Origin of the sequence: Streptomyces sp. NPDC001339 (assembly GCF_042895955.1) — a bacterium.
In the GTDB taxonomy this organism is placed as follows: domain Bacteria; phylum Actinomycetota; class Actinomycetes; order Streptomycetales; family Streptomycetaceae; genus Streptomyces.
The window spans coordinates 26,549-39,489 of record NZ_JBIAWT010000012.1; the positions used below are offsets into that span (position 1 = coordinate 26,549).

Here is a 12,941-nt window from a genome sequence, read left to right on the forward strand (position 1 = left end):
GGGGCGCCCCCACGCCGTTTTGCACTACAACCCGCCCCTGGTTTTGCACTGCAACCCGCCCCTGCCAGGCTGACAGGGATGGGAACTTGGGGCGGTCGCCCGGCCTGCTCGCACCCGCACCGGGCGACCGCTTCGCGCTCTCACGTCTCCGCACTTGGGGGAAGAGACGGAGCGCACCCGGCCCGACTCTGCCGGGGGTCTGGCCCCGGACCGGCCGCTGAGGCCCTCCTGCTATTCAGCGACCGGCCGGGAGTTCTAGGTGAGGCGGCCGGTAGCCACCAGGGCTATGACGACCACCGTCGTTCCCATCGTCACTTGCTCCCCCGCTCGCTCCCCCGGTGCGGGTGATCGCGCATCTCGATGTTGAGGTCCGACGCTTTCGAGTGGTCTCCGCGCCGTCGCGCTTCCTCCCGCTGCCTCGCCAGTGCGCCGCAGATGTCGCAGCCGGCGGCAGGCTTCGAATCGGGCCAGGGGACTCCGACGTACACGGGTGGGGTCTGGCGTCGCTGTGTCATGTACTCGGGCACGACCACTCCTCTCCGTAGCGCTTCCACTACCGGGATGCCTCAGCGTGGCCTACAGTCAGGGGCCATTCAACCTGTCCCTTGCGGACGGAAGGACAGTGAACGCCCTTTGAATCGCAACGAGTTGAACCCGGACGCCTCCCCTCAGGCAGCCTACGGAGCGCGTTTACGCAGTCTGCGGGAAGCGCGCAACTGGACCCAAGAAGATCTTGCCGAACGCGCGGGATATTCCAGCGTGCATATTTCGGCCGTCGAAAATGGTCGGAAACCTCCGACTTTCCGGTTCTCGCGTAGCGTGGACCGCGTCTTCGGCCTTGAGGGCACAGCAGACTCGTTCGAGCGTGAGTACCGCGAGATCAAACACGGCAGCATGCTGGAGGGCTTTCCGGAGTACGTCGGGTACGAGAGCCGGGCGGTAGAGATCCGGATCTACAACATCGGGATCATCCCCGGTTTGTTGCAGACACCGGAGTACGCGCGCGTGCTGGCGGACAGCGCCGTGCGGCGGGGCGCCATCACGCCCGAACAGGCGGATGAACGTATAGCGCTTCTGACAGAGCGTCAGGCGGCGCTGGAGCGGCCTCGGCCACCCATGGTGTTCGTGACCATGGACGAAAGTTGTATCCGTCGGCCGGTCGGCGGCTCCGCCGTCATGGACGCACAGTTGGCGCGGCTGGTCGAGTTTGCCGACCTGCCGAACACGCTGTTGCAGGTGGCACCGTACGACATAGGGGAGCGCCGCACGCTTAACCTGCCCGTCAACATCGTGACACTGCCGGACCGGTCCCTGGTTTGCTATGCCGAATCCCAGGCTCAAGGAAACCTGGACCGGGAGAGTACCTCCGTGGTGCCCGTACTGACGGCATACCATCAGTTGCAGGCCGAAGCGTTGTCGCAAGCGGCATCCGTGGCCATGATCGAGCAGGTACGAAAGGGCACCCCGTGACAACCGACTCAACCCGCTGGTTCAAGTCCTCCTACAGCGACAACGGCGGCGACTGCATCGAGGTCGCCACCAATGTCCCCGGCGTCGTTCCCGTCCGTGACTCCAAGAACCCCAACGGCCCCGCTCTGGCCTTCCCCGCGTCGTCCTGGTCCGCGTTCGTGGCCAGCGTCAAGGGCGGGGCAGGGCACGGCGCGTAACTCCGTATCAGCCCCAACTGGTGTCACCTGGTTCTTGGTTGGGGTCAGAGCCCCGGCCTGCTGCGAGCGGGCCGGGGCTTCCTCGTGCCTGAGATCAGTCGAACCAGCGGGCGCGGGACAGTTCCTCGCCTCGGTCCGGGTCCTCCAGGAGGGCTGCTACCTCGAAGCGGCGGGGCCATTGGCCGGTGGCCCAGGAGAGGCCGGCGGCCACGCCCTCGAGGGTGGCGGCGTGGAGGGTGCCGTCCGGGGTCCAGCGCCAGTCGAGTTCGGTGGTGGCATCCGGCTCCAGGCCGGCGGTGACGATGAGTTCTTCGTGTTCCACGTACGAGTCGGGGGTGGTGGGGCCGAGGAGGGTTCGTACGGGGGACGGGACCTCGTGGCGGGTACCCTCGGAGCGGACCTTGGCGGTGACCGCCTCGCTCAGGCGCCGGACCTGGAGGAGTTCGGCCAGGTCGGCGGCGCGTTCCGGGCGGACCGGGAGGAGGGGGAGGTGGCCGGCGAGAGGCATCAGGTCGGGGGCGTCGGCGATGACGGCGTCGGCCGCGTCGACCACCTGGACGTCGTGGCCGAGGACGGCGCGGAGTTCGTCGGGGAGGGTCACCTGGTCGGGGTCGAGGTCGGTCAACAGGCCGTAGAGGGTGTGGAGTTGGGTGGCGGTGACGGGGTGGGACGGGTCGGCCAGGCGGGCGAGGAGTTCGGCGGCGCCGCCCGGTTCGTCGAGCAGGGCGGCGACGGAGGTACGGACTCCGAGGGCGCGCAGGACCTGGGCGTCGACGTCACCGGCGTCCGCGGACTCGTAGAGTCCGGCCAGCAGGGGGTCGCCGCCCGCCGAGCGGAGGCCGGCCGGGCGGCGGCCGTCCAGGACGGGGTGGCCGCGCAGCCACCAGGCGGTGTAGGGGCGTACGGAGTCGGTGGTGCCGTCGGGGAGGAGGACGCGTACGGGCGCGGTGAGCGCATCGCGCAGGGGCGGCCGGGAGAGCATGGTCAGCACCTGCGGCCAGGCGTCGTCGTCGACCAGGTCGAGATCGCGGACGGCGACCAGTTCGGTGACGACCGGCGGGACCGGGGTGTCGGGGAGGGCGTCGAGGATGTCCTCGCACCAGACATCGACCGCGTCCAGCAGGCCTACGTCGTCCGGTTCGGCGAAGTCGCCGTCCCGCGGCTCCATTTCGTCCGGGTCGAGGACGACGTCGGTGGCGCGCACCAGGGCGAAGTCGGCCAGCACGCCGACGGCGGTGAGGGGCTGTTCGCCCCATTGTGCGGCCAAGTCGGCGTCGCAGGCTGCCAGTTCGCCCGCGCGGATGACGCGTTCGAAGGCGCTTCCCGGGTACACCAGCTCACCCGCGGGTGCCAGCTCGCCGTCCTCGTCGGGGAGGGCGAGGGCACCGAGCCAGGGCTCGTCGCCCGGGGAGAGGTTGGCGTCGCGGACCAGGGCGAGGACGGTATCGGCAAGCTCTTCGGCGCCGAGGGGGGTGCCCAGGGACACTCCGAGGCCGGCCGAGAAGTCTTCCGCGAGGATGTCGTAGGCGTCTTCGTCGGCGTCGAGGGAGTTGGCGACGGCCGCGCGGACCTGGGGAGTGGTGAGGACGGCCCGGGGAGCGGCGGGGGTGGCGCCGAGCTTCTCCAGGAGCGGGTGGACCGCGTCGGGGTGGGCGACCTTCAGCCCGAGCCGGGCGAGCGTACGGTGCCGGGCCGCGGTCTCCCCGTCCGCGGCGGGGCCGCCGCCGGGCAGCGGGAGGAGGACCTGGCGCGGGCCGATGGTCGTGCGTACGGTGCCGTGCTCGCCGCCGGGGCCCTGAGCGGCGGTGCCCGCCAGGGGCACCGGCAGCCCGCTGAGCCGGTCGGGGTCGGTGCCGGCCAGCGCGTCGTAGAGCCGCCACCACCAGTCGGGGGAGCGCTCGACGCCCGCCAGGCGGTCGATCATCTCGCCGAGCGGTACGCGGGACACACCCAACGAGCGGAGTTCCGGGCGGCGTTCGAGCCCGGCGGGCAGGAGGCTGGGGAACAGTTCGGCCAGCACGGCGACGGCCGCGGCGCCCGCGCCTTCCAGCAGCTCGGCGTCGAGGGGGCGGAGGACGTAGCCGGGGCCGGTGGCACGCTCGTCGGCGTCCCATACCGTTTCCGTGGCACGCTCGTCGGCGTCCCGTACCGTTCCCGTGGCGCCCTCGGCCGCGTCCCCTACCGTTCCCGATACCGTTTCCGAGTCCCGGTCCGCGGCAGGGGTTCGCTCGCCCGAGGCCTCGGGCCATGCCGTCTCCCCCGCCCTCGGCACGTCCGCGCCCAGCACGTCCGCGCCCGGCACGTCCGGCCTCGGCGCACCCGCGCTCGGCAGGAACCGTACCCGCGGCAGCAGTTCCAGCACCTGGCGGCGCAGCTCGCTGTCCAGGCCGCCCTTGCCCAGCGGGCCCGGCACCAGGTCGAGGGTGCCCACCGACACCGGACGCCAGTCGGCCAGCAGCGTCGCGTACGTGGCGGCCGCCCGGCCGGTCAGGAAGTCCGCCAGGGGGCCCGACGCGACATGGCGGCGGGTCGGCTCCAGCGGGAAGGAGGCAATGAGGAGGGCGGGCAGGGCCAGGGGTTCATCGGTCGGGGTGGGGGCGTGGACGACCGGTGCGGTGCCCGGCCTGGCCGGCGCGCCCTCGGCGTCCACCGGCACCGCCCAGGTCACCGTCCAGAACGGCCGCAGCCGCTCCTCGACGGGCCGGTCCGCGAGCAGCGCCGGGTCCAGCGGCCCGCCGTCGCTCACCACCCGCCACCGGGTGGCGCCCCGCTCGCTGTCCTCGATCAGTACGTACGGGCCGTCCTGGCGGCGCCTCAGCTCCCGTACGCCCTCCGGGGTTTCGACGATCACCTCGGCCAGCCCCGGCAGGGTCAGCAGCAGCGCTGCGTCGATGCCGTCCAGCAGGCGCTCGGCGAGGTCCTGGGCCGCGATGTCCCGCAGCGGCAGGACGACGGCGGTGTCGTAGCCCTCAGGGGCGGTGCCCTCCGCGGGCAGCGGGAGCCGCAGCAGCGGCACATGCCCGTCGCGGCGGCGCAGTTCGCCACCGAGGCCGGGGCTGTGCGCCGCCACCTCCTCGGTCATCCCGCGAGCCTCGGCGAGCGACCACCGCACCCCTCCGGTACGCCCCACCAGCGCCGGCTCGTCGCTGACGGACAGCACCGCGGCGAAGCCCACGCCGAACCGGCCCACGGCACCGGCCGCGATGCTCGGCTCCCGCTTGGCGGAGGCGCGGAGCGTGGACAGCGACTCGACGCCGGTGGCGTCCAGGGGGGCGCCGGTGTTGGACGCGACGAGGACGGCGGGCGCGCCGGGGTCGGCCGGGTGCAGGGTCAGCCGGAGCCGTCCGGGGACGCCGGCCCGGGCCGCCGCGTCGGCCGCGTTCTGCGCGAGCTCCACGGCGAGGCGGTCGCGGTAGCCGCCGAGTGCGAGGTCCTCCTCCGCGTTGGCGTCCTCCCGGAACCGGGCCGGCGACGCGGCCCAGGCGTCCAGCACGCCGCGCCGCAGCCGAGCCGTCCCGAACGGGTCTCCGGCTGCGCCTCGCACCCACGACGTTGCGGTCACGTGTCTCGTCTCCCTCGTCCGTCTCCTGCCACAGACGGTATCGCCCCACGTCGTCGCCCGAGCCAGGGCGGGGTGCTGTTTTACGTCGGCGCCCGAGCCGGGGCGGGGTGCTGTTTTACGTCGGCGCCCGAGCCGGGGCGGGGTGCTGATTTACGTCTTCGGCCCGAGGGGTGCCGAAGAGGCGCCGAAGAGGCGCCGAAAAAGCGCTGAAAAGGTGGGAGCAAGCGGAATGGGGAGCAAGGGGAGCAAGCGGAATACGGGAGGCTCCGCAGGGCGGCGGAGCAGCCTCAGCTGTGGCCCAGTTCCTCCGCCGGGCCGGCCTCCTCCACCGAGCCACCGTCCCGTTCCGGGCGCAAGGTCAGCGGTTCGACCACCGTCTCGTCCACCACCGGCGGTGCCGGCCGCGGCGGCTTCGGCATGACGGCGGCCTCGGAGTGCGCTCCGCAGCCGTACGCGAGGGAGACGACCCGGCCGTCCGCCGGGGAGAACTCATTGGCGCAGACGCCGAAGGCCTGGCGCAGCGAGCCGGTGAGGGGGGCGAGGAAGCCGCAGGTCATGCACGTGGCCGGGGCCGCCTGGGCCATCGGCGTCTTGGCGCCGTAGGCCTCTTCCCAGCGGTCGGCGGCGGTGTGCAGGCCGAAGCGGGACAGCACCCGCGCGCGCCGCATGCCGAGCTCCTCGGCGACGTCCACAATGCCGCCCCGGGCGGGCGCGGGCTGGACGGCGGGTGAGCCGGGGAGGACGTCCGCCTCCTCCGTGTCCGCGACGTCCGCCGCCATGCCCTCCGCGACGGCGGAGTTCGGCGGGGGGCTGTCCTCGCCGGAGAAGCCGGGCTCCAGGCGCAGGTCGTCGGCCTCGGTGGGCAGCAGATCGCCGGGGCCCATGTCGCCGGGGCGGAGCCGCTCGCTCCAGGGCACCCACTCCGGGGCCAGCAGCGCGTCGGGGCCGGGCAGCAGTACCGCCTCGTCGAGGGTGACGATCTTGGCGCGGGAGGCCCGGGCGACCGTCACGGCCCAGCGCCAGCCGCGGTAGCCGGGTTCGTCGGCGGCGAAGAGGTGGGTGACGACGCGGTCGCCGTCGGCGACGGCCCCGAGGTGCTCACCGACCACGCCGGGGAGCGCGACGTCCACCGCCGCGGCCCGGGCAAGTTCGACCGCCTCGGCGCACAGGCGGTCGGGGGTCCGGCTTCGCATCGCAGCACTCACAAGAATCGTTCTCTCTTCTACGCCGTCTCACGAGTGCGCCAGCCGGAGCGGTCCTTGTCGTTCCGGACGACCGGCGGGACGGGGGCGGGCGGAGCGGACCGTGGGACCGCGTCGACGTCCGCGCCCGATCGGTTCGGCCGAGCGCACCTCATACGAACCATTCTGCGGGATCGCGGACGGTGATGAGACACGCGGCCAGTTCCGACCGCCGGTGGCGCGTTACACACGCTACCCCTTCAACGGTGTACGGCTCCCCGGCGGGAGTGGCAAATGGCAGCGGCAACCGCGGTCGGGCGGTGTATCCCGTAGGACACAGGGGGTGCATTCCGTGGGGCACAGCCGGTGCATCCCGTGGGGCACAGGGGGTGCATCCCGTAGGGCGGACGTAGGTCAGAGAGAGCAGACGTAGGTCAGAGAGAGCAGACGTAGGTCAGAGATGGAGCAAGAGCAGACGTACGTCAGAGGTAGGTCAGACGTAGGGCAGACGTAGGGCAGACAGGAGAAACCACCCGCTCCTGGGCGAGTTGGGGCACAAGGTGGGGCACTATGACCAGGTGTCGGCACGGCAGCTTCCCCGGGCGTCACGGGTATCGCGGGCATCACGGGCGTCCCGGGTATCGAAGCGGGGCGGTTTCGGGGACGGCCGGGTCCGCCGGGCGGGCCGGGCGGTCGGCCGGGCGCTGCACCGGCCGTTGGCCCGCGCGGCCCGCGGGGTGCGGCGCGCGACGCATGCGCAGGGCGCGGGTGAGTCGGGACTGGCCAAGCTGATCGAGCTGCACGCGGTGAACGCCGTGGGTGACGTGATGATCACGGTCGCGCTGGCGTCGACGGTGTTCTTCTCGGTGCCGACGCATGAGGCACGGGGCCGGGTGACGCTGTATCTGGCCGTGACGATGGCGCCGTTCGCGCTGCTCGCGCCGGTGATCGGGCCACTGCTGGACCGGCTGCCGCACGGCCGCCGGGCGGCGATGGCGGGCGCGATGCTGGCCCGGGCGCTGCTGGCGCTGACGATGGCGGGCGCGGTCGCCACCGGGGGGCTGGAGCTGTATCCGGCGGCGCTGGGAGTGCTGGTGTCGTCGAAGGCGTACGGCGTGGTGCGCAGCGCGGTGGTGCCGCGGCTGCTGCCACCGAGGATCTCGCTGGTGAAGGCCAATTCGCGGGTGACGCTCGCGGGGCTGCTGGCGACCGGCGTGGGGGCACCGGCCGGGGCCGGACTGCATCTGATCGGGCCGCAGTGGCCGCTGTACGGGGCGTTCGCGGTCTTCGTGGTGGGGACGTTTCTGTCGTTCTCGCTGCCGCACAAGGTCGATTCGGCGAAGGGGGAGGGGCGGGCGCGGCTGGCGTCGTATGAGGCGGCGTCCCGTGGGGAGATGGCGTCCACGGGGGAGGTGGCCTCCCGTCCGGCCTCCCGTACTGAGGCGGCCCGTACTGAGACGGGGGTCGGGGAGGAGATGAGGGTCGGGGAGGAGATGGAGGTCAGGGAGGAGATGGGGGCCGGGGTCGGGGAGGAGGCCAGGGCCCGGCGCGGCCGGGGGCCGAAGCCGGGACTGCGGTCGGTGGGACCGTCCGTCCTGCACGGGCTGCAGGCGAACGCCGCGCTGCGGGCGCTCTCCGGTTTCCTGACGTTCTTCCTGGCGTTCCTGCTGCGCGAGCACCCGCTGGGCGGGCTGGGCCCGGCCGTCTCGCTCGGTCTGGTGGCGGTGGCGGCCGGCACCGGCAACGCGCTGGGGACGGCGGTCGGGGCGTGGCTGAAGGCCCGGGGGCCGGAGCCGATCATCGCGGGGGTGCTGGGGCTGGCGCTGGGTGTGACGGTGCTCGCCGCGGTGTTCTACGACGGGATGGCGCTGGTCGTGGTGACCGCGACGGCGGCCACCGCGGGGCTGTGCCAGGCACTGGCGAAGCTGTCGCTGGACGCGGTCATCCAGCGCGATGTGCCCGAGGCGGTGCGGACCTCCGCGTTCGCCCGGTCGGAGACGGCGCTGCAGATGGCGTGGGTGGTGGGCGGTGCGCTCGGGATCGTGCTGCCGCTGGTCGGGGAGCTGGGGATGGCGGTGGCCGCGGGGCTGGTGGCGCTGGGCGCCCTGCTGGCCGTACGGGGGCTGCTGAGCGCGGCCCGGCACGGCGGCGGGCCGGCGGCCAGGGTGGTGTGACGGCCAGTGGCCAGGATGGTGCGACGGCCGGGCCCGGTGTGCGACGGGCGGCGCGGCACGCCGTACCCGCGCGTGGCGTGGGCCGGGACGCCAGATAGCCTGCCCGTATGACCGCTGCGTTGATCTCCTGGGGTAAGGGCCGCCGCGCCGCTGCCGCCATCGGTGCCGTGTCCCTGGGTCTCGTCACCCTCTCCGCCTGCGAGAAGCCGACCTCGCTCGCGACCGTGTCCGTCGGTTCGACGACGGTGACGGCCGAGGCCACGCCCGGCTGCGACGGCGAAGGCCAGGAACTGTCGCGGAAGGCCATCGCCGCCTGCATCACCAAGAAGGGCAGTGGCAAGACGATCACCGTCCACCCGGGTGAGAAGGTGCGTGTCGGCGTCGACCCGGACGTCGCCAAGTCCGGCTGGGTCGCCATCGGTGCGGGCCCCGTCATGGAGGAGCCCAGCAAGCAGACGTACCGCAGCTTCGACGCGGACGCCCTCTTCATGCAGCGGGACCCGGTCACCGGCCAGCCGTCGTACAAGAAGGACGTCACACTCCAGGTCGCGGAGATCGGCAAGGGCCAGGGCCCCAAGACGATGTGGCACTTCACGCTGGAGCGGAAGGGCTGAAGGTTCTGAGGGGTCCGAGGGGCCTGAAGGACCCGAGGAGTCCGAAGGGCCCGAGGAGTCTGAGGGAACTGACGGTTCGGAAGGTTCTGAGCGCGCCGGGTGCCGGACTTCGGCCACCGGCCGGACAGGCGGCTGTGGGGGCGTTCTGATGCGGATTCTCGTGGTCACGGCGGTGGCCGCCGAGCGGGATGCCGTCGCTGCCGCGCTGGACGGTGGCGAGCCGGCTCCGCTGCCCGGCGGCTACGAGCTGCTGCGGTGCTCGGGCGACGAGCGGTGCGCGGGCGACGACGGTGCGGCGGCATTCGATGTGGTCGATGCTTTCGATGCGTTCGATGTGCTGGCCGCCGGTGTCGGCCCGGCCGCCGCGGCCGCCGGCACGGCCACCGCGCTGACCGCCGCCGCGCTCTCCGGACAGCCCTACGACCTGGTGGTCTCGGCCGGTATCGGCGGCGGCTTCTCCCCCGGTCCTCCTGGTCCTCCCGGCCCTCCCGGTCTCAGCTCGGCTCCACCGGGGAGATCCCCTTCCGGCGCCCCCCTGGGCTCCGTGGTGGTCGCGGAGGCGATCGTCGCGGCGGACCTGGGCGCCGAGACTCCGGACGGCTTCGCTCCGGTCACCGAGCTGGGCTTCGGCACGGTGGCGCACCGGCCCGACCCGGCGCTGGTCCGGGCCGCCGCCACGGCGGCCGACGCAGCCATCGGCACCATCCTCACGGTCTCCACGGTCACCGGCAGCGCGGAGCGCGCCGCCGAGCTGGCGGAACGTCACCCGGACGTGCTGGCCGAGGCGATGGAGGGCTTCGGGGTCGCCGAGGCGGCCGCCGCGCACGGTGTGCCCGTACTGGAGGTCCGTACGATCTCCAACGCCGTCGGCCCGCGCGACCGCGCCGCCTGGCGCATCGGCGACGCCCTCGCCGCGCTCACCGGCACCTTCCGCGCCTTCCGCGCCCACCGCACGCTCCGTACGCCCCCGGATCCGCACCGTCCCGCCCCTGAGGAGGCCCTGTGACCCGGCCTGAAACCCAGCCCCAGCCCCAGCCCGTGGCTCAGCCCTCGACCCGGCCCTCGACCCGGCCGCTGGACATCGCGTACTCGCCGTGCCCGAACGACACGTTCGTCTTCGACGCGCTGGCGCACGGCCGCGTCCCGGACGCGCCGGAGCTCGCGGTCACCTTCGCCGATATCGACCTGACCAACGGGATGGCGGAACGCGGTGAGTTCGACGTCCTGAAGGTGTCGTACGCGGTGCTGCCGTGGGTCCTGGAGGAGTATGCGCTGCTGCCCTGCGGCGGGGCGCTGGGGCGCGGCTGCGGGCCGCTGGTGCTGACCAAGCAGCAGGGGAAGGCCGCGGATCTGGCCGGCCGCAGGGTCGCGGTGCCCAGCGAGCGGTCCACCGCATATCTGCTGTTCCGGCTGTGGGCGGCGGCCGAGGTGCCGGGCGGTGTGGGCGAGATCGTGGTGCTGCCGTTCCACGAGATCATGCCCGCCGTCCAGGACGGCCGGGTCGACGCGGGTCTGGTCATTCACGAGGCGCGCTTCACGTACCAGGACTACGGCCTGGTGTGCCTGGCCGACATGGGCGAGCACTGGGAGCGGACCACCGGGCTGCCGATCCCGCTCGGCGCGATCATCGCCAAGCGGTCGCTGGGCGAGCGGACGCTGAGCGAGCTGGCGGCCGCCATCCGCACCTCCGTCCGGATGGCCTGGGACGACCCGGAAGCCTCCCGTCCGTACGTCCTGGAGCATGCGCAGGAGATGGACCCGAAGGTGGCCGACCAGCACATCGGGCTGTACGTGAACGAGTTCACCGCCGACCTCGGGGAGAACGGCTATGCCGCGGTGCGCGGGCTGCTCACCCGTGCCGCGGCCGAGGGGCTGGTGCCGCCCCTCGGCCGGGATGCGCTGAAGTTTGTCTGATTTTCACTGACCGGTTCTCGCTGATCGGTTTTCGCTGACCGGCCGGCCGAACCGGTTCAGACGCCGAGCCCGCCTACCGTCGACCGGTCAGGCGTCGAACTCGCCCATCGTCGGCCAGTCAGGCATCGAGCCGGTCAGACGTCGAGCTGGTCGGCGACCGCGCGCAGCATGCCGGCGATCTTCGCGCCGTGCGCCTTGTCGGGGTAGCGGCCGCGCTCCAGTTGCTGGGTGACGTTCTCCAGAAGCGTGGTGAGGTCCTGGACGATCGAGGCGAGTTCATCGGGCTTACGGCGCTGGGCCGCGGCGACCGAGGGAGTCGGGTCGAGGAGCATCACGGACAGCGCCTGGTCGCCGCGCTGCCCTGCGACGACGCCGAATTCGACGCGCTGGCCAGGCTTGAGCGCGGCCACGCCGTCGGGCAGCACCGACGAGTGCACGAAGACGTCGCCGCCGTCATCGCGGGAGAGAAAGCCGAAGCCCTTCTCGCTGTTGAACCACTTGACCTTGCCGGTAGGCACGTCTGTCCTCGTCCTCGTACTCGTTGGAAAAATCTGGTGGGAACTGGTGGGAATCTGGGCTGGGTCTACCGCGGACACTGGCTGCGGAAGAAACGGGTCTGGATGGCAATACGGGTCTGGATAGCAATGCAGCGGGCCGCAGGACCCGCCACCACCAAGGCTAATGGTCCCGGGGCCGGTGACAAGACGCCGCCGGGTGGATCCTCGCCGTCTCTGGCCCGGACTTACCCTGGTCAGGTGTCTGACGAAACTCCCCGGGCCGGGGATCTGCTGGTCCGAATCGGCGCGATCATGTTCCTACTTGGCGCACTGGCCACTCTCGCCACGGTGACGCCGCTGTTCCTGGGGACCCCGCCGCTGCCGTCCGCCTTCTACTGGCTGTGCATGCTGATGGGCCTCGGCTTCCTGGTCGCCGCCGCCGGACTGATCCGTTCCGCCCTCGCGCAGCGGCGTCAGACCGAGGCGGCGTCCGGTGCGTCCGGTGCGCCCGGAGCCTCCGGACCGTCCGGACCATCTGGAACCTCCGGGTCCGGAACCTCCGGACCGTCCAAGGCCTCCGGACCGTCCAAGGCCTCCGCAACGTAACGGTTCAGCCACGCCGGGAAGTCCGTGAGGTCCCCGAGCACCACATCGGCGCCGGCCGCCAGCAGCTCGCTCTCGTCGCACGGCCCGGTGGCCACCGCCACGGACATCGCGCCCGCGGCGTGCGCGCCCCGTACGTCGCCGATGTGGTCGCCGACGTAGATCCGCGCACCGTACTCGCGCAGCGCCTCGGCCTTCGCCTCCGCCCACAGCGAGCCGATGACCGCGTCCGGCTCGATGCCCAGATGCGCCAGGTGCAGCTTGGCGTTCGGCTCGTACTTGGCCGTCACCACGATCGCCCGCCCCGCCGCTCCTGCGCCTGTACCTGTGCCTGTGCCTCTGCCTGCACCTGCACCTGCACCTGCCGCCTGTACCGCGGCGATGGCTTCGCGGGCGCCGCGCATGGCCAGGGTCGGCGTGATCGCGTACTCCGGATACAGCTCGCGGTACAGGTCGCTGACCTCCGCCACCCGCTCCTCGGGGAACCAGCGGCGGATCTCCTCCTCCAGCGGCGGCCCCAGCCGGGTCACCGCGGCCGCAGCGTCGATGTACGTACCGGTCCTGGCGGACAACGCCTCGTAGGCGGCCTTGATGCCCGGCCGGGAGTCGATCAGCGTCATGTCGAGGTCGAATCCGACCGTCAGGGGGTACGCAGCCATGCCTGCCATTGTGCAGGCGACGCCCGCCCGTACGGTGCGCACGGTGCGCGGGAGCCACAGCACCCGTACG

Annotated in this window: 10 protein-coding genes; 6 read left to right on the top strand and 4 right to left on the bottom strand. The window is 72.5% G+C overall.

Annotated elements, in window-relative coordinates; genetic code table 11:
* Positions 1-633: 633 nt before the first annotated feature.
* Together ACFY12_RS29480 and ACFY12_RS29485 are read left to right on the top strand one after the other, a co-directional pair.
* Positions 634-1,470 (top strand): helix-turn-helix transcriptional regulator, encoded by an 837-nt coding sequence (locus tag ACFY12_RS29480; protein WP_390718972.1) that lies wholly within the window; start codon positions 634-636, stop codon positions 1,468-1,470.
* Entirely contained in the window at positions 1,467-1,667 is a 201-nt protein-coding gene (locus tag ACFY12_RS29485) for a DUF397 domain-containing protein (protein ID WP_390718973.1), read from the top strand. The genes ACFY12_RS29480 and ACFY12_RS29485 overlap by 4 nt, the downstream gene beginning before the upstream one ends.
* A 94-nt stretch (positions 1,668-1,761) precedes the next feature.
* On the opposite strand, the gene ACFY12_RS29490 is transcribed toward ACFY12_RS29485, so the two are convergent.
* Entirely contained in the window at positions 1,762-5,160 is a 3,399-nt protein-coding gene (locus ACFY12_RS29490) for a sacsin N-terminal ATP-binding-like domain-containing protein (RefSeq protein ID WP_390719121.1), read from the bottom strand.
* Positions 5,161-5,516: 356 nt separating this feature from the next.
* Positions 5,517-6,422 (bottom strand): DUF3027 domain-containing protein, encoded by a 906-nt coding sequence (locus ACFY12_RS29495; RefSeq protein ID WP_390718974.1) that lies wholly within the window; start codon positions 6,420-6,422, stop codon positions 5,517-5,519.
* A 692-nt stretch (positions 6,423-7,114) separates the two neighbouring features.
* Here ACFY12_RS29495 and ACFY12_RS29500 point away from each other — a divergent pair.
* From ACFY12_RS29500 to ACFY12_RS29515, 4 genes are all read left to right on the top strand, one after another.
* Positions 7,115-8,584 (top strand): MFS transporter, encoded by a 1,470-nt coding sequence (locus ACFY12_RS29500; RefSeq protein ID WP_390719122.1) that lies wholly within the window; start codon positions 7,115-7,117, stop codon positions 8,582-8,584.
* A 107-nt stretch (positions 8,585-8,691) separates the two neighbouring features.
* Positions 8,692-9,198: a hypothetical protein gene (locus ACFY12_RS29505; RefSeq protein ID WP_390718975.1), complete on the top strand. Its 507-nt coding sequence runs from the start codon at positions 8,692-8,694 to the stop codon at positions 9,196-9,198.
* A gap of 148 nt (positions 9,199-9,346) precedes the next feature.
* On the top strand, positions 9,347-10,204 hold the full coding sequence (gene mqnB, locus ACFY12_RS29510) for a futalosine hydrolase (RefSeq protein WP_390718976.1): 858 nt from the start codon (positions 9,347-9,349) through the stop codon (positions 10,202-10,204).
* 32 nt (positions 10,205-10,236) lie between these two features.
* Positions 10,237-11,112, top strand: coding sequence for a 1,4-dihydroxy-6-naphthoate synthase (locus tag ACFY12_RS29515; protein WP_390719123.1), 876 nt, complete (start codon positions 10,237-10,239; stop codon positions 11,110-11,112).
* 134 nt (positions 11,113-11,246) lie between these two features.
* On the opposite strand, the gene ACFY12_RS29520 is transcribed toward ACFY12_RS29515, so the two are convergent.
* The gene (locus tag ACFY12_RS29520) at positions 11,247-11,630 is read right to left on the bottom strand and encodes a cold-shock protein (protein WP_066925419.1); all 384 of its coding nucleotides are present in this window, start codon (positions 11,628-11,630) and stop codon (positions 11,247-11,249) included.
* 452 nt (positions 11,631-12,082) lie between these two features.
* Positions 12,083-12,871 (bottom strand): HAD hydrolase-like protein, encoded by a 789-nt coding sequence (locus ACFY12_RS29525; RefSeq protein ID WP_390718977.1) that lies wholly within the window; start codon positions 12,869-12,871, stop codon positions 12,083-12,085.
* Positions 12,872-12,941: the final 70 nt, after the last annotated feature.

Coding starts and splice junctions, on each gene's coding strand:
- ACFY12_RS29495 (WP_390718974.1), bottom strand. CDS start 6,422: ATGCGAAGCCGGACCCCCGACCGCCTGTGCGCCGAGGCGGTCGAACTT.
- ACFY12_RS29505 (WP_390718975.1), top strand. CDS start 8,692: ATGACCGCTGCGTTGATCTCCTGGGGTAAGGGCCGCCGCGCCGCTGCC.
- mqnB (WP_390718976.1), top strand. CDS start 9,347: ATGCGGATTCTCGTGGTCACGGCGGTGGCCGCCGAGCGGGATGCCGTC.
- ACFY12_RS29525 (WP_390718977.1), bottom strand. CDS start 12,871: ATGGCTGCGTACCCCCTGACGGTCGGATTCGACCTCGACATGACGCTG.